Origin of the sequence: Flavobacterium branchiarum, from assembly GCF_030409845.1 — a bacterium.
Taxonomy (GTDB): Bacteria; Bacteroidota; Bacteroidia; order Flavobacteriales; family Flavobacteriaceae; genus Flavobacterium; species Flavobacterium branchiarum.
In genome coordinates, this window is the sequence record NZ_JAUFQQ010000005.1 from 1,170,906 (window position 1) to 1,188,536 (window position 17,631).

The window sequence follows — 17,631 nt, forward strand, 5'->3', positions numbered from 1 at the left end:
GGAATTTTCTTGAGGCTTTTTTTATTCTTCTAATTAACCAATAAAGACGCTATATCTCTTGTAAGCGTGGTTGGAGAATTGCAATCACAATTACTCAAACCTATTACATAAATCTGCTCTGTTGGTTCATAAACTCCCATAGATTTAAAGCCAAAAATACTACCTCCATGCTCGCGCACAAGTTCCCCATTCAACTCTTTTATATGCCATCCATATCCGTAATCAATATTAGCACTATTATTTAATTTATAATTCGTGAATACTTTTTCGGTAGTAATAGGATTAAGCAATACATTAGCATCTATTGCATTTTGCCATTTTAACATATCATCTACATTTGACATTATTGAACCCGAAGCATAAGGAATAGAAAAACTAATATAAGTAGCATTTACATATCCCTCTTTATCTCGATAACCTGAAACCCTGTTTTTTATTACTTTCTCATGGCTTGCGTAATAAGTATTCGTCATTCCTAACTTCGCAAAAATATTCTGATTCACAAATTCTTGATACGTTTGTCCCGATGCAATCTCAATAATATATCCTAATAAAACATAACCTGAATTGCAATATTTAAATTGTTCCCCGGGTTTAAATCTACTGGTTCATTCTTAAAAAAATCAACTAATTCTTTAGGCGACAAATCACTTCTAGCAATATTTTTAATTGATTTCATACTTGTAAAATCCTTAATTCCTGATGTATGTGTTAGTAAATGATGTATTGTAATACCATTTCCATTAGTAGGATAATCGGGGATAAACTTGGTGATTTCATCATCTAATTTAAGCTTACCCTGTTCGACTAACATCAAAATTGAAACTGCTGTAAATTGCTTGGTCATTGAGCCTATTTCAAAAACAAAATCTGGTTGCATTTTGACATTCAATTCCAAGTTAGCCATTCCAAAAGCTTTCCTATATATTGCTTTACCTCCTTTCGCAACTAAAAAAACGCCACCAGGTGTTTCTGACTTAAATTTTTCGTTCAACAATCTATCTATTCGATTCTCTAAAGTTTGAGAAAAAACAACAGAATCAAATATTAAAAATAGCACTGTAAAAATTCTAAGAACTAATTTCATTTGATTATTAATTTAATGATTGCTATTTCTTCTGACGACATTATAACTCTTTAGGTTACAAAAAAAAGGCACAAAACATGGTATATCAAAAATTATGAATTCAAAATTCATAACATCTCTTTTCAAAAAAACCTTGCTTTTTAGATTATTTTATTAGTATTTTAGCCAACAAAAAAATACCACTTAAAAAAACTCAATCGTAATTAGTTAAAAACAGTAGTCTTAACAAAACATTACAAACCAAAAACTATTTAATCATGACCTCTCTATTCCAAAAAATATTTATCATTATAATTTTCATAACATTTTCTTCTAATCTGACTAAAGCCCAACCAAGAAAAGGCGAATTTATTAATGTTGCAGTAGGCCTAGGACTGACGTCCTCTTATGACGAAACTGACATAGGTGGCACTGGTTTTTATGCACAAGGAGAATATGTATTTGGTTTAACCAAATGGTTCAACTTAAGACCTTATGCTGGACTTATTTTAACATCGACCAATCAAAATTCCAATCAACATAACCAACTTGATTACAAAGTAACAACTAATGCTTTTTTAATTGGTGGAAAAGCCCGTATTTGTGCACCTCTACCATGGGTTGCTCCATATTTCGAGATTGGTATTGGTGCTTCTATTGGCTCATTTGAAACCTATACACCATTAACTGCAATAAAAAAGAAGGGACTATTGACGCATGTACCTTTCAGTATTGGTTTAGCGTTAGGTCGCAAAAATAATTTCGATGTGGCATTTACATATTATTATACATCAGCTGCAGAACAATTTTCAGGAGCAGCAGCCATAGGCTTTACTTTCCCTGTGAAATGGTAATGCAAAAAAAATAGCTAGAATAATTAACTTTTAGAATAATGGCAAAAATTAATTCAAAGGCAATATTAAATCTAGCAGTTCCATTAACAATCATCTTGTTTATACTTTTAACAAAATGGTGGATAGTTCAAGTTGTTGATGCAAGCAATTGTATTGCATATGGATTCCCTTTAATCTATAAATCTCCAGCGTTTCACACTTCAATGGCAGAACAATATTTTATAATGGAACTTCTTTTTGATCTATTGGTTTATTTTTTAGTTATAGTAACAATATTATTAGCCCTAAATAGATACTTCTCTGAAATAAAATTTAAAAAATCATTGTCCTTTGTGTTGTATATCATTGCAGTATTGCTGGTTAGCATTCAAGTAGTATTTTCGACAATTTTTGAAACAAATTTCCTAATCAAACGTGATTTCGATATTGAGGTAAAACAAACTGGAATTAAATTTTATTTTTACGAGAACGAAAGAGATACATACAACCAATTACACCAGTAGCGTATAACCCCTTAAATCTCTTCATTCTATATAAGTCAACAATTTCAAAAAAAATCACCTCAGCACTAGCAATCTCAAATAATTTATAAGACCTTTGCAAGCTTTTTTAAGTGAATCCCACAAAAGCCTAAAGTTTTAAAAATGAAGAAGAAAGTTGAAATATTAGCTCCAGCCAGAGATTTAATTGGCGGAATGGCAGCTATAAATAGTGGTGCCGATGCTGTTTATATTGGAGCACCTCAATTTGGAGCACGTTCTAACGCAAACAATTCAATTGAAGATGTTGCCGCATTAGTAAAATATGCGCACTTATTTAATGCTCAGGTTTTCGTGGTTATGAATACTATTTTGTACGACAATGAACTTGAAACCTGTCGTCAGATGATTTGGAAATTATATGATATCGGTGTCGATGCATTGATTATTCAAGATATGGCGATCATGGAAATGGAACTTCCTCCTATCGTACTTCATGCCAGCACACAAGCCAATAATCGTGATGCTGATAAAATTAAATTCCTTAAAGATGCTGGGATAAAACGTGTGGTTTTAGCACGTGAACTAAATCTGCATCAAATTAAAGATATCTATGACAAAGCAGATGTTGAACTAGAGTTTTTCGTTACTGGTGCTTTATGCGTTTCCTTTAGCGGAAACTGTTATATGAGTGTTGCTAACGGAGAACGTAGTGCAAACCGTGGCTCTTGTGCTCAAAACTGTCGTTTACCTTATAACCTAATCGACGGAAATGGAGACACTTTAATCAAGAATAGCCACTTACTTTCTATTAAAGATTTAGATGTTTCTGATCAAATTCCAAACCTTATTGAGGCTGGAGTTATTTCTTTTAAAATAGAAGGGCGTTTAAAAGATGTTGCTTATGTTAAGAACAATGTGTCTTACCTGCGTCAGAAATTAGACAGTTATTTAGAAGGAAGTGACAAATACATCAAAGCTTCTTCTGGAAAATGCACATTCACTTTTGACTCTACTCTAAACAGAACCTTTAATCGTGGCTATACCGATTATTTCGTAAACGAAAGACACAGCTCTATTGGTTCTTGGGAAAGCCCAAAATCAAAAGGACAATATATTGGTAAACTTATCAAAACCGTTGGTAACGCCTACGAAATTGAAAATGGCGAATTACTAAACAACGGTGATGGACTTTGTTTTATCAACGAAAATAATGAAGCCGATGGAATTTATGTAAATAAAGTCGAAAATGGAAAAGCATATCCAAATGTTCTAAAAGAAATAAAAGAGGGAACTTTCATTTATCGTAACAATGATATTGCATTCATCAAAATTGTAGAAAGAGAAGATAGTGCTGTTCGTAAAATCGGAACTACTTTACTACTTACTGAAAATGAAGAAGGTTTTGAATTAATCGCTACCGATGAAGATCAAAACGTAAGTATCGTAAAACTAGCTCATTCTAAAGAACAAACAAAAAACAACGAATCGATTGAAGACAACATCAAAGCTCAATTGGCAAAAACAGGATTTACTCCTTATAGCGCCGATGAAATTAATGTAATGTTCTCTCAAAACTGGTTCCTTCCTATTTCTAAAGTAAACGAAATGCGAAGAAATGTTTTTGAGCAATTATCAGAAATACGTTTAGCCAATTACAAACGCGAAGAGCATCAAATAGAAAAAACGTCACATCCTTACCCTGAAACCAAATTGGACTTTATGTACAACGTTTCAAACAAAACGGCTCGTAAATTTTACGAACGTCATGGGGTAACCGAAATCGAAAAAGCATTTGAATTACAATGGGATCCAGGAAAATCTCGTGTAATGACAACCAAATATTGCATTAAATACGAATTAAAAAAATGCCCAATCCACCAAAAAGATATAATGGGCGTTAAAGTAAAAGAACCATTAGTATTAAAACAAGGCGAACTAGAATACAAACTAAAGTTCAATTGCAAGCCTTGCGAAATGGAAATTTGGGAGAAAGATGCCGAATTTGAAATAGAAGAAGATCAGTTTCATTAATAATATTTAACTGCCTAGGATATTTTATCGCAAAGGTTTTTTTACCGCAAAGTCCGCTAAGATTTTCGCAAAAGGTTCGCAAAGTTTCCAAGCTATGCGAACCTTTTTATTTCTAGAAATCGACAAAGCTTAGCGTACTTAGCGCAGACCTTTGCGTACCTTGCGGTTAAAATCCTTTTCTCTACTCAAAACGAAAACTTTGCGATTATTTTTTAAAGAAAAATTCCTATTCCATTAATAATTGACTGCCTAAGATATTTTTTACCGCAAAGTTCGCAAAGATTCTCGCAAGGTTCGCAAAGACATATTTTTAAATCTTTAAGAACCTTTTTTATTTCAAGAAATCGACAAAGCTTAGCGTACTTAGCGCAGACCTTTGCGTACCTTGCGATTAATTCCATTCTCTACTCAAAACAAGAACTTTGCGAACCTTGCGAAAACCTTAGCGAACTTTGCGATTAATTCCTTTCTCTACTCAAAACAAGAACTTTGCGATTATTTTTTAAAGAAAAACTTCCCACTCCATTAATAATTGAAGAAAACCATTTTCATTAATAATTGTTGACTACCTAGGATATTTTTTAACACACATATTATTTTTACCGCAAAGTTCGCTAAGGTTTTCGCAAGGTTCGCAAAGCTTTGTGTACATTTTTTTCTTAGCCTAAACAAGAACTTTGCGTACTTTGCGATTAAAATCCTTTTCTCTACTCAAAACAAGAACTTTGCGAACCTTGCGCAGACCTTTGCGAACTTTGCGATTAAATTCCTTTTTCTCTACTCAAAACAAAAACTTTGTGAACTTTGCGACTAAAATCCTTTTTCTTTACTTTTACTACTCCATTCATACAACACACTAAAATGAAAATACTACTTCTAGGTTCAGGTGAATTAGGCAAAGAGTTTACCATTGCCGCACAACGAATTGGTCAAACGATCATTGCTGTTGATAATTACGAAAATGCTCCAGCAATGCAAGTTGCTCATGGCTTTGAAGTCATTAATATGCTCGATGGCGAGGCCCTTGATCGCATTGTAGCCAAACACAAACCCGATTTTATAGTCCCCGAAATAGAAGCCATTCGCACCGAACGTTTTTATGATTATGAAAAACAAGGCATCACAGTTGTACCTTCTGCGAAAGCGGCAAACTTCACCATGAATCGTAAAGCAATTCGTGATTTGGCTGCTAAAGAACTCGGACTTAAAACCGCCAAATACCAATACGCAACCTCAGCCGAGGAATTACAAAAAGCCGTTCAGGAAGTCGGAATGCCTTGTGTAGTAAAACCACTAATGTCTTCTTCTGGAAAAGGACAATCAACCATAAAAAACCAAGAAGATATACAAAAAGCTTGGGAATATGCCGTTGCAGGTTCTCGTGGCGATGTTATAGAAGTTATCGTTGAAGCATTTGTAAATTTCAATTCTGAGATTACGCTTCTAACGATTACACAAAACAACAATCCAACACTTTTTTGTGCTCCAATTGGTCACCGCCAAGAACGTGGAGATTACCAAGAAAGCTGGCAACCTGCTAGAATTTCAGACAAAGATTTGTACGAAGCCCAAGACATGGCCGAAAAAATAACCGAAGCTTTAGGTGGAGCAGGTCTTTTTGGAGTAGAATTCTTCCTGACTGACGAAGGTGTTTATTTCTCTGAACTTTCCCCTCGTCCACATGATACAGGAATGGTAACTTTAGCAGGAACACAAAACTTCAATGAATTCGAACTTCATTTAAGAACTATTCTAAGCTTGCCTATTTTTGAAATCACATTAGAGAAAGCTGGTGCAAGCGCAGTAATTTTAGCTTCTAAAGATTCCGATAATCCGACCTATACAGGAATAGAAAAAGTAGCTGCATTACCTAAAACAGACTTCCGTATCTTTGGAAAACCAACTTCAAGACCCTATCGTCGCATGGGAGTTGTTTTATCAAATGACATTTTAGAAACCCCGATAGAAGAAGTAGTAGAAAGAGCCAAAAAAACCGCACAATTAATAACCGTTAATTCATAAAAAATGAAAAAAATCACAACTGCATTATTCCTATTTTTAAGTATTGCAATCAATGCTCAAGATAAAAAAACAACTGAAAAACCTCAAATTGTAGAAGCTGCTTGCGGTGAATGCCAATTCGGAATGGAAGGTAAAGGTTGCGACTTAGCTGTCCGTATTGATGGGAAATCTTATTTTGTAGACGGAACCAAAATTGACGAACATGGAGATGCTCATGCAAAAGATGGTTTTTGCAATGCTATCCGCAAAGCTTCAGTTACTGGAAAAATAGAAAATAACAGATATAAAGTAACTACGTTTACATTGGTAAAAGAAAAATAATGGCTTTAATTCTTGAAAACATTGCCAAACATATTTCCTTAACACCAGAAGAAGAGGCACATTTTTTATCTAAAACAGAAACTCATTTTTACAAAGCAAAAACAATCATTCTAAATGCAGGAGATGTTTGTAAAGAATCATATTTTGTAAATTCTGGGATTTTGAGAAGCTTCAACATAAACGATAATATTGTGGAGCATGTTCTAGCTTTTTCCTGCTCAGGCTGGTGGATGAGTGATATGTACAGTTATTTTTCACAAAAACCCGGACAACTTTTCATAGAAGTCATAGAAGACGCTGAAGTAGTTTCAATATCTAAAGAAAATCAAGAACAATTATATCTTGATATTCCAAAATTAGAACGTTATTTCAGAATCTTAATTGAAAATTCATTAGTTGCTAATCAACAACGATTAATGGATAATTTGAGTTTGTCTGCGGAAGAACGCTTTGAAAAATTCTGTGCCAAATACCCAACGCTTATTCAAAAAGTACCTCAAAAACAGATTGCTTCATTTATCGGAGTCACACCTGAGTTCTTCAGTAAGATGAAGGCACGTCTTTTGAAGAAATAAATTATTTTAAAAAAATCACCATTAAGAAATTAAACCTCATTAAGTTTTAAACCTAAATTATCTTGACTTCTTAATGGTGAAAATAAATAAAAATGCCACAGATTAGAAGGATTAAAAAAGTTCTCCCTAATTTTTATATCTCTTTTGAGTCAAATTAATTCGTGAAATTCTTGTCGAAAAAATCATTTCAATCTGTGCAATCTGTGGCTAAAAAGCAAAAACACGGTTCATGATCGAACCGTGTTTTTTTTATGAATTAAAATTGCTCTACTTCGGTAGAATGCTCCATTGCCGTTGTGGTCGATTTTCCAATCGTTACTGTATTCTGAACTGCATCAAAATAAGAAGTTCCAACAAACCCTTGATGTTTTACTGCTCGGAAACCGCTACTTTGCAATGCAAATTCTCTTTCCTGTAATTCAGAATATCCAGCCATTCCTCTTTCTCTATATGCTTTAGATAATTCGAACATACTTGTATTCAGAGCATGAAAACCAGCCAAAGTAATAAATTGGAATTTATATCCCATTGCTGCTAAATCTTCTCTAAATGTTTCCATCTCTCTAACTGATAGTTTAGCTGCCCAATTAAATGAAGGAGAACAATTATACGCCAACATCTTATCTGGAAATTGCTCACGCATGGCATCGGCAAACTTTTTAGCATAAACCAAATCTGGATTACTTGTTTCCATCCAAATCAAATCGGCATAAGGAGCGTAGCTTAATCCTCGTGCAATTCCTTGATCGATTCCACTATTTACATAAAAGAAACCTTCATTCGTTTTTTCGCCAGTAATAAACTGAGCATCTCTCGGGTCAACATCACTTGTAAGCAAATTAGCTGCATCAGCATCTGTTCTTGCTACAATAAGCGTTGGAGTTCCCATAACATCTGCTGCTAATCTTGCAGCTACCAATTTATTAATAGCTTCTTGCGTTGGCACCAAAACCTTTCCTCCTAAGTGGCCACACTTTTTAGCTGAACTTAATTGATCTTCAAAATGAACTCCTGAAGCACCAGCCTCAATCATTGCTTTCATTAGTTCGAAAGCATTTAGATTTCCTCCAAAACCTGCTTCGGCATCGGCAACAATTGGTACTAAATAATCTTTTTTATCTTCTACTCCATTAACAACCTGAATTTGATCGGCTCTCAATAAAGCATTATTTATTTTCTTAACCACCATAGGTACACTATTAGCAGGATAAAGAGATTGATCAGGATACATTTCTCCAGCCAAATTTGCATCAGCAGCGACTTGCCATCCGCTAAGATAAATCGCTTCTAAACCAGCATCTACTTCTTGAATTGCCTGATTGCCCGTTAAAGCTCCTAATCCTGCTACAAAATCTTGACTTTTAAGTTTTCTCCATAATTTTTGGGCTCCCATTTGAGCAATAGAATGTTCTATCTGATAAGAACCTTGTAACGTAACCACCTCGGTTGCTGTGTAAGGTCTTTCTACTCCTGCCCATCTTGGATTTGTTAACCAATCCTTGATCAATTCCTGAATTCTGTCTTCTGTTGTTTTCATCGTATAGTTATTTGGGTTGTTAGTAAGCAATTTTTTGTTTTTTGAATTTAATTTTTAACACATAGAGACATAGTTTCCCTTTATGGTTATAAAGACGTTTCACTTGCCTAAGTACAGATAGAGCTATGTGTGAAAATCATGATTTTTTAAGACTTCCTTAATTTCAAATTCTAAATCTATGTTTCTATGTGTTTATTTTTTTTCAACTATAAAACTTACTGGTGTTTTATAAATATTTATAACATGGTATAGTAAGAAAGTTTTCAAAGTCGAGCGTTACAACCAACCTTTCTAGTACTTTTTCAGCCAAAGGAAACCAGCGTTTTTCGTAATTTTCTTCACCCAATTCCTTTTTAATTTTACTGAATTCATCTAAAGCCAATTCGTGATAATACGCCAGATTTAACTGTTTCCCATTATCCAAAACCACTTTATTATATAGCCATTGCCACAATTGCGATCTCGAAATTTCTGCTGTTGCTGCATCCTCCATTAAATTATGTATTGCAGCGGCACCTTGACCATTTAACCACGAAGCCAAATACAATACACCTACATTGATGTTTTTTCGAACCCCTTCTTCTGTGATTGTTCCAATGGGCACTTCAAGCAAATCTTGTTCAGTGATTGTAAGATGTGGTCTTGCTACATGAATCTGATTTGGTGTTGGCATTCCTCCATCAAATACTTCTATTGCTAGCGAAACCAAATCTGGATGCGCTACCCATGTTCCATCATGACCATTATTTACTTCGCGTTCTTTATCCGTTTTTACTTTTGCAAAAGCAATTGCGTTGGCTTCATCATTATTCTTAATCGGAATCTGGGCTGCCATTCCGCCAATTGCATGGATTCCTCTTTTATGACATCGCTGAATTACCAAACTAGAATATGCTTTCATAAAAGGTGAAGTCATATTTACCTGATCTCTGTCTGGAACCAAAAACGATGCATGCTTGTGGAATTTTTTTATGTAAGAGAATATATAATCCCATCTACCACAATTCAATCCAACGATATGCTCTTTTAGTTCGAATATAATTTCATCCAACTGAAAACTCGCCGTTATTGTTTCTACAAGCACTGTTACTTTAATCGTTCCTTGAGGAATTCTTAAATAATTTTGAGTAAACTCAATAACGTTATTCCACCAACGAGCTTCTAGATAATGCTCTAATTTTGGAATATAGAAATATGGAGCTGTTCCGTTTTCAAGTAATTTTTTATGATTATGAAAAACATACAAACCAAAATCTACTAATGCCCCTGAAACTACTTGACCTTCGACCAAAACATGTTTTTCTGTAAGATGTAATCCTCTAGGACGAACAATTAAAGTCGCTATATTTTCATTTAACTGATACGACTTGTTTTTTACTTCATCTGTTAAGCTGATCGTTTTATTTACCGCATCAATTAAGTTGACTTGTCCGCTCATTAGATTGTCCCATGTTGGTGAAGTACTATCTTCAAAATCGGCCATAAAAGTTTTGGCTCCAGAATTTAAGGCGTTGATAATCATTTTTCTATCAACAGGCCCTGTAATCTCCACTCTTCTGTCTAATAAATCTTTCGGAATTGCTCCAGCCGTCCAATTATCTTCTCTGACTAATTTTGTTTCAGTTGAAAAAGTAGGCAAGACACCTTTATCAAATAAAACTTGTTGTTGCTCTCTTTGTAACAACAATAATTTTCGTTGTGAATCAAATTTCAAGTGCAATTCTGTGATAAATGCAACAGCTTCATCTGTCCAAATAGTAGGATAAGAATTGTTTTTTTCGGCTAAAAATTCCATTGCCGACTCTGTAGTTTCTAATTGGTTTTTCATAGCTAATATGTTTTACACCACAATATTAGAAAAAAGTTTTTTACAAAACAAGCGAACGTTCGCTAAATCTTTAAAATATTTTTTTGGCGATTATTTTTTTATTGGCTACATTTGATATTATGGATATCGAAAAAGATTACATCAAGCTTATTTTTGGGTTAAAACTCAAGCAAGTCCGCACTCAAAAAAACCTTTCGTTATTTGGCTTAGCCAAACTCACGAACCTTTCTAAATCTTATTTGAACGAAATAGAAAAAGGAAAAAAATATCCTAAGACGGACAAGATTTTGCTTTTATGCGAAAAACTCGACGTTAGTTACGATCAGATGGTTTCTTTGAAGCTGGATAATAATTTAGCTCCTATTGGTGAAATTTTAAAATCCGGAATTCTTAAAGAAATCCCATTAGAACTTTTTGGTATCCATGAAAATGATTTAATTGATATTATTGCCAATGCTCCCGCAAAAGTCAATGCCTTTATCAGTACCATAATCGAAATTGCTCAGCATTATAATTTAAGCCGAGAGAGTTTTTTCTTAGCATCGCTACGTTCGTACCAAGAAGCTCATATTAATTACTTTGAAGATTTAGAAAATAAAGTAATTGCATTCTCTAAATCATTTCAGATTAATCTTGAAAATCAAATTTCGACACTTGAATTGAGTGCTATTCTAAAGGAAGAATACGGCTACACGATTAAAGAACTTCTTTTTAAAGACCAAGAAGCTTTAGGTGATTTGAGATCTATTTACGTTCCAAAAAGTAAAACATTATTACTTTCTAAAGAAATAGACGATCCACAAAGGGCTTTTATATTAGCGAAAGAAATAGCATACAACTACTTAGAAATAACAGACAGACTACTAACATTCAGCTGGATAAAGTTTGATAATTTCGATCAAGTCTTGCACAATTTCTATGCTTCCTATTTTGCTGGCGCTTTATTATTACCAAGAAAGCTACTAATTGATGATATCAATCTTTTTTTAACCAAAGAGAATCCAAAGCCCGAAGAATTTGTTGCATTAATCGAAAAGTTTAATGTCTCACCTGAATCATTTTATCAAAGATTAACGAATCTCTTACCCAAAGATTTTCATTTAAAGAATTTATTCTTCTTGAGAATGTCCCACCAAATAGGATCGGGTACCTATCAAATAAAAAAAGAGCTTCATATCACCAATCAGCAGGAACCACATGCCAATGAAATGAACGAGCATTATTGCCGCCGTTGGGTATCTATTAAAACCATCGACGAAGCCATCAAACAAAATAAAGCCCATTTTTTTGACGCTCAGATTTCTAGTTATGAAAATAGCGGAAACGAATATTTAGTTTTTTCATCGGCAACTAAAGATCCTTTTGTAGAAAATTGCATGCGAAGTATTTCAGTAGGAATACTGATTACTCCCACTATGAAAAAGAAATTCAAATTCATAGACACTAAACCAGTCGTAAAACAAATCGTCGGAGTTACTTGTGAAACTTGTGCCGTAAAAAACTGCCTAGAAAGAGCCTCTCCTCCTAAACAATTAGAAAGCAAAAAACGACACGAAAACACCGATTTAGTTGTACAACAATATATTGCGAAATACAGCTAGTTTTTTTTAGATTATTAGATTGTTAGACTTTTAGATTGTTAGATTATTAGACAATCTTTGTAGTCAATCTTGTCAAACTTGCTATTGTGATACCTCGTACCTCGGTATGACAAGTTTGTGGTTGCTTTGAACCTATGCCTCTCTGTACCTTTACTCCCCTGCAACTCTGAACCTTTGCTCCTTTGTCTCTTTGAACCTCTGAACCTTTGCAACTCAAAAATCTTAATCTAGGTTAAGTGCTTTCCCTCTACTTTGGTTGTAAATTTGCCCTATCAAATAACAACTAATACATACAATCATGGAAAATATAGTAATTCACAAAGGAGAAACAAGAGGAAATGCAAATCACGGATGGCTAAATGCTTATCATAGCTTTAGTTTTGCTGCTTATTACGATTCAGAACGCATACAATTTGGAGCACTTCGTGTTTTAAATGATGATACAATCGCAGCAGGAATGGGTTTTGGAACACATCCTCACGATAATATGGAAATTATTACCATTCCGCTTGAAGGTGATTTAGCACATAAAGATAGCATGGGGAATACTGAAATCATCAAACATGGAGATATTCAGGTAATGAGCGCAGGAACTGGAATTCAGCATAGCGAGTTCAATCCAAATGCTGACCAACAAACTAAACTATTACAAATTTGGTTATTTCCAAACAAACGTAATGTTACCCCTCGCTACCAACAAATCTCTTTGAATACCGAAGACAGACATAATAAATTACAACAAGTTCTGTCACCAAATCCAGATGACGACGGAGTTTGGATTCATCAAGATGCATGGTTTCATATGGGGAATTTTGATGCAGGAACTGCAACAGAATATTCAATTAAAAAAGAAGGAAACGGTTTGTATGCTTTTATCTTAAAAGGAAACGTAACCATAAACGGTCAAGAATTAAACACTCGTGACGCTATTGGAATTACAGATTTTGAAACTGTAAGTATTAAAGCAAACACTGATGCTGAATTTCTTTTAATGGAAGTTCCGATGAATTATTAATTCAGATACACAATAAAAAAAGCTTCAAAAACGGAGTTAATGATTTAAAAAACAAATCATTAACTCCGTTTTTCTTATATAACCTTTCATAAAAACCAAAAGAAAGATTAACTTTATAAGACCTATTGATTTAAATCAACCGCAAAACTTTCAATTATGAATCCAAACGACCTAATAAAAGAATATACTAATGGCGAAGTAACCATAGTATGGCAATCTGGAAAATGCATTCATTCTGCAAATTGCGTAAAAAACAATCCCGATGTATTCCATCCCAAAGAAAAACCATGGATACAAGCCAAAAATTCAAGTACCGAAAAAATCATAGAGGCAGTCAAAAAATGCCCTTCTGGGGCTTTAACCTTTTACATAAATCAAAAAAGCTAAAATTTAATTTATTTCTTTTTCATTTCTTAATCTAGGTTAAGTGTGATTCATCTATCACCGAAGTAACTTTGTCCTATCAAAACGAAAGTATTATTATTTAAATAAAAACAAAAAATTATGGCAACTACAAAATGGTCAATTGACCCTACACACTCAGAAATTGGTTTTAAAGTTAAACACATGATGTTTACAAATGTTTCAGGTAAATTTAATGACTACGAAGCAACAATTACCAGCGAGGAGAATAACTTCGAAAATGCATCTATTAATTTTTCTGCAGATATCAAATCGATTGATACAGGAAATACAGACAGAGACAATCACTTAAGAAGTGCTGATTTCTTTGATATTGAAAACAATCCAAAAATGACTTTCAAATCAAGTTCTTTCACAAAAGTTGATGATGGAAACTATGAGCTTACTGGTAAATTAAACATTAGAGGTACTGAAAAAGAAGTTAAACTTCCAGTAGAGTTTAGCGGAATCATGACTGATCCATGGGGAAATACAAAAGTTGGTTTAAACATTACAGGAAAAATCAACCGTAAAGACTGGGGATTAAACTGGAACTCAGCTCTTGAAGCTGGTGGTGTTTTAGTAAGCGATGATGTTCGTTTGAATATTGAATTACAATTTGCAAAACAATAATTACCCTATCATAAAATTAGTTTTTAATTTGGTTAGCCCTATGCTTTGAAAGAAGTATAGGGTTTTGTTTTTTCTATACAATTTTCAGAAAAGTACAGGGCTTTGACTCCGCTCAGCCTGACATGCATTCACAATCAATATAACACAACAAAAATCGTACTCACACTCAACAATCAAATTGTCCTTCTGAGCGGATTAGAAGGACAGTCTCAGTGTTCAGTTTTACCCCTTTGCTACTTTGAACCTTTGTTCCTTAGTCAGTGAGACTATTTCTCGTAAAGGCGCAGAATCGCAAAGTTTTTTCGCCAACATACCTTTAAACCTGTCCTTCTCTGAACCTTTTATCCTCTATTGAGTAATCAGTTTCAGTATTGTCTTCCTAAGCGAAGTTGAAAGATTTTAACACTAGCTTAAACTAAAAAATCACTTTTTCAAATTTCGAAACTCAGTTGGAGACAGGTTCGTGTGTTTTTTAAAAACTCTAGAGAAGTAAGAATAATCATCATAGCCCACTTCTTCTGCAATTTCGTTTACTGCCAATTGTTTATCAATCAGCATTCTTTTTATCTCCAAAACAACACGATCTGCTATAACTTCTGTTGCTGTTTTTTTCAAGATATCATTACATATCCTATTCAGGTGTTTTAAGGTAATATGCAATTGCTCCGCATAAAATGAAGGAGATTTGTTTGTCTTGAAATACAACTCCAGAAGTTCTTCAAATTTCTTTATTTTTAGATTATACGAATGTACTTCATGAATCTCAGAATCATCATATTTTCTTGCAATTTCAATATGGATAGAATCTAACAGATTGAGCATCTTATCTAATTGATATTTATTCTTTTGCTTACTTTCATGCATTAGTAATTCAAAATATGGCGTAATCCCTTTTGTTGCCTTGACATCAAAATAAACTTGTGGTTTGTTATTAATAGAGCTATAAAAAGCATAATCATTTATTTTTTTTTGACCGAAATACAGATTGTATATTTCTTGTGAAAAGATTACCACAAACCCTTCTATATCTTGCGACAAACTCCAAAAGTGAATTTGTCCTGGCTGAAGTAAAAACAGACTTCCCACTTTTATATCAAATCGATCAAAATCAATTTCATGAATTCCTGAGCCAGCCGTAAAAAACACCATTAAATAAGAATCATGGCGATGTGGTTTTTCGACAAAACTGTGTGTTTTTAAATGTTCCGTAAAAGAATTTACATAAAAATCACTTCTCGTATCGTTACAACTAAAATTAGTGACGCTATAAATTGGGTACTTTTTCATGGCTGTAAATGTCTTTATCGTGCTATAACAAGCGAAGATATAAAAACAGAATTAATAACTAGCAAAGTATCTTTGTATATAATAAAAAACGAATCAATTATGTCATATATGATCACTCATGTTTTAAGAAATGAATGTCCTAATTGTCACAAAGGAAAAGTTCTTGATGAAAAAAACATATTTTTTACCTTCAAGTTTCCAAAAATGAATAAGGATTGTAGCGAATGTGGTTTTAAATTCGAGAAAGAACCTGGCTTCTTTTTTGGCGCCATGTATATGAGTTACGGGCTAACCGTTGCACAAGGTATTGCTACGTATTGCATTGCTCAATTTTTCTTTGAAAAAAATTTCGACCTAAGAATTATCCCAATTATTGCCGTGGTAATCATTGCTTTTTCTTTTTTTAATATCCGACTTTCGAGATTGTTATGGATTTACATGTTTAAGAATTATTCAAGCTAAAAAAATAGTATTTTTGCCTTTCAATTGAAACTAATTTTTCAATTTTAGAATTACTAAATTTTAAATTAAAAGAAATGAAAGCATACGTATTTCCAGGTCAAGGCGCACAATTTACAGGAATGGGCAAAGACTTATATGAGAATTCGGCTTTAGCCAAAGAATTATTTGAGAAAGCTAACGAAATATTAGGTTTTAGAATCACAGATATCATGTTCGAAGGTACTGCCGAAGAACTAAAAGAAACTAAAGTAACACAACCTGCAGTATTCTTGCATTCGGTTATTTTAGCTAAAACTTTAGGAGAAGATTTTAAACCAGAAATGGTAGCGGGTCACTCTTTAGGAGAGTTTTCTGCTTTGGTTGCCAATGGTACTTTGTCTTTTGAGGACGGATTAAAACTAGTTTCTCAACGTGCCTTAGCAATGCAAAAAGCATGCGAAATCACTCCATCTACTATGGCTGCAGTTTTAGGATTAGCAGATAATGTAGTTGAAGAAGTTTGTGCTTCGATTGATGGAATTGTTGTTGCTGCAAATTATAACTGTCCTGGACAATTAGTAATTTCTGGTGAAACAACAGCAGTTGAAAAAGCTTGTGAAGCAATGAAAGCAGCTGGTGCTAAACGTGCTTTATTATTACCTGTTGGAGGAGCATTTCACTCACCAATGATGGAACCTGCAAGAGAAGAATTAGCAGCTGCTATCGAAGCAACTACTTTCTCTACTCCGATCTGTCCTGTATATCAAAACGTAACTGCAAGCGCAGTTTCGGATGCAAATGAAATAAAAAAGAATTTAATCATTCAACTTACAGCTCCTGTAAAATGGACTCAATCTGTACAACAAATGATTGCTGATGGCGCTACTTTATTTACTGAAGTAGGTCCAGGAAAAGTTTTAGCTGGGTTAATTGGAAAAATTGATAAAGAAGCCGTTACTGCAAATGCATAATTTAAGTAACAGTTACGATTTTAAATCAGTCTAAAAATTGTCAACAAAATAGAATCCTCACAAGCAACTGTTTGTGAGGATTTTTTTATTTAAATTTACCACTTGTTAGTGCAATTTTATAATCATTAAATCTATATTTCTAAAATGCCAAATGAAAATTTCACTTTTATAAAAGCAGATAAAAAGATTATCAAATTACACTTTGACTCCATCGCTGTTATCAAAGGTTTAGGAAATTATGTTCAAATAATAACAGTTGATAATACAAAATATACTTATTATAAATCGCTGAAAGATTTAATCGAAGTATTACCCGATGAATTTATGAGGGTTCACAATTCATCTATAGTTAACCTAACCAATATTGATTGCATTGAAGACAATCATATTATTGCTAAAGGAAACAAAATAACTATTGGTAAAACTTACAAAGAGTGCCTAATTAATACACTCGATAGATTCATGTTGTAACCGTCAACATAAGAAAAGGAACAATCTGTATCATTTTTACACACGTCTGTATAAAATAGTTTTTTGTGTTTCCTACTTTACCTTCATTTGCCTG

General features: G+C 33.6%; 16 protein-coding genes and 1 pseudogene. 13 read left to right on the plus strand and 4 right to left on the minus strand.

The genetic code is table 11. From position 1 onward, the window contains the following. Nucleotides 1-29: 29 nt before the first annotated feature. Nucleotides 30-1,087, minus strand: a pseudogene (locus QWY99_RS22285) (serine hydrolase domain-containing protein). Nucleotides 1,088-1,344: 257 nt separating this feature from the next. On the opposite strand from QWY99_RS22285, the gene QWY99_RS17050 reads away from it, so the two are divergent. The 6 genes from QWY99_RS17050 (at nt 1,345) to QWY99_RS17075 (ending at nt 7,351) form a co-directional block, all read left to right on the plus strand. Next, nucleotides 1,345-1,920 carry a hypothetical protein gene (locus QWY99_RS17050; protein WP_290266929.1) on the plus strand — a complete coding sequence of 192 codons (576 nt, stop codon included), beginning with the start codon at nt 1,345-1,347 and terminating at the stop codon, nt 1,918-1,920. A gap of 38 nt (nt 1,921-1,958) precedes the next feature. Then, nucleotides 1,959-2,423, plus strand: a complete 465-nt coding sequence (locus QWY99_RS17055) for a hypothetical protein (RefSeq protein ID WP_290266930.1) — start codon at nt 1,959-1,961, stop codon at nt 2,421-2,423. A gap of 141 nt (nt 2,424-2,564) precedes the next feature. Beyond that, nucleotides 2,565-4,433 carry a peptidase U32 family protein gene (locus QWY99_RS17060; RefSeq protein ID WP_290266931.1) on the plus strand — a complete coding sequence of 623 codons (1,869 nt, stop codon included), beginning with the start codon at nt 2,565-2,567 and terminating at the stop codon, nt 4,431-4,433. Between the two features lie 861 nt (nt 4,434-5,294). Then, nucleotides 5,295-6,455, plus strand: a complete 1,161-nt coding sequence (gene purT / locus QWY99_RS17065) for a formate-dependent phosphoribosylglycinamide formyltransferase (RefSeq protein WP_290266932.1) — start codon at nt 5,295-5,297, stop codon at nt 6,453-6,455. A 3-nt stretch (nt 6,456-6,458) separates the two neighbouring features. Next, entirely contained in the window at nt 6,459-6,776 is a 318-nt protein-coding gene (locus tag QWY99_RS17070) for a DUF6370 family protein (RefSeq protein ID WP_290266933.1), read from the plus strand. Continuing rightward, nucleotides 6,776-7,351, plus strand: coding sequence for a Crp/Fnr family transcriptional regulator (locus QWY99_RS17075; protein ID WP_290266934.1), 576 nt, complete (start codon nt 6,776-6,778; stop codon nt 7,349-7,351). Before QWY99_RS17070 ends, QWY99_RS17075 begins: the two co-directional genes overlap by 1 nt. A 256-nt stretch (nt 7,352-7,607) precedes the next feature. Here QWY99_RS17075 and aceA read toward each other — a convergent pair whose 3' ends face one another. Beyond that, nucleotides 7,608-8,888, minus strand: coding sequence for an isocitrate lyase (aceA, locus tag QWY99_RS17080; protein WP_290266935.1), 1,281 nt, complete (start codon nt 8,886-8,888; stop codon nt 7,608-7,610). Nucleotides 8,889-9,114: 226 nt separating this feature from the next. Then, nucleotides 9,115-10,716 (minus strand): malate synthase A, encoded by a 1,602-nt coding sequence (gene aceB / locus QWY99_RS17085; RefSeq protein ID WP_290266936.1) that lies wholly within the window; start codon nt 10,714-10,716, stop codon nt 9,115-9,117. Between the two features lie 119 nt (nt 10,717-10,835). Here aceB and QWY99_RS17090 point away from each other — a divergent pair, with 119 nt between their 5' ends. From QWY99_RS17090 to QWY99_RS17105, 4 genes are all read left to right on the plus strand, one after another. Continuing rightward, nucleotides 10,836-12,317 (plus strand): helix-turn-helix domain-containing protein, encoded by a 1,482-nt coding sequence (locus tag QWY99_RS17090; protein ID WP_290268246.1) that lies wholly within the window; start codon nt 10,836-10,838, stop codon nt 12,315-12,317. A 298-nt stretch (nt 12,318-12,615) separates the two neighbouring features. After that, the gene (locus QWY99_RS17095) at nt 12,616-13,332 is read left to right on the plus strand and encodes a pirin family protein (RefSeq protein ID WP_290266937.1); all 717 of its coding nucleotides are present in this window, start codon (nt 12,616-12,618) and stop codon (nt 13,330-13,332) included. A 156-nt stretch (nt 13,333-13,488) separates the two neighbouring features. Continuing rightward, the gene (locus QWY99_RS17100; protein ID WP_290266938.1) at nt 13,489-13,719 is read left to right on the plus strand and encodes a (4Fe-4S)-binding protein; all 231 of its coding nucleotides are present in this window, start codon (nt 13,489-13,491) and stop codon (nt 13,717-13,719) included. Nucleotides 13,720-13,836: 117 nt separating this feature from the next. Further along, entirely contained in the window at nt 13,837-14,367 is a 531-nt protein-coding gene (locus tag QWY99_RS17105) for a YceI family protein (RefSeq protein WP_290266939.1), read from the plus strand. A 423-nt stretch (nt 14,368-14,790) separates the two neighbouring features. Here QWY99_RS17105 and QWY99_RS17110 read toward each other — a convergent pair whose 3' ends face one another. Continuing rightward, complete coding sequence (locus QWY99_RS17110) at nt 14,791-15,654, minus strand: helix-turn-helix domain-containing protein (RefSeq protein WP_290266940.1); 864 nt, start codon at nt 15,652-15,654, stop codon at nt 14,791-14,793. 99 nt (nt 15,655-15,753) lie between these two features. Between QWY99_RS17110 and QWY99_RS17115 the strand changes: the two genes are divergently transcribed. From QWY99_RS17115 to QWY99_RS17125, 3 genes are all read left to right on the plus strand, one after another. Then, complete coding sequence (locus QWY99_RS17115; RefSeq protein WP_290266941.1) at nt 15,754-16,116, plus strand: DUF983 domain-containing protein; 363 nt, start codon at nt 15,754-15,756, stop codon at nt 16,114-16,116. A gap of 74 nt (nt 16,117-16,190) precedes the next feature. Then, nucleotides 16,191-17,066: an ACP S-malonyltransferase gene (fabD, locus tag QWY99_RS17120; protein WP_290266942.1), complete on the plus strand. Its 876-nt coding sequence runs from the start codon at nt 16,191-16,193 to the stop codon at nt 17,064-17,066. 144 nt (nt 17,067-17,210) lie between these two features. Next, nucleotides 17,211-17,537 carry a LytR/AlgR family response regulator transcription factor gene (locus QWY99_RS17125; RefSeq protein ID WP_290266943.1) on the plus strand — a complete coding sequence of 109 codons (327 nt, stop codon included), beginning with the start codon at nt 17,211-17,213 and terminating at the stop codon, nt 17,535-17,537. Nucleotides 17,538-17,631: the final 94 nt, after the last annotated feature.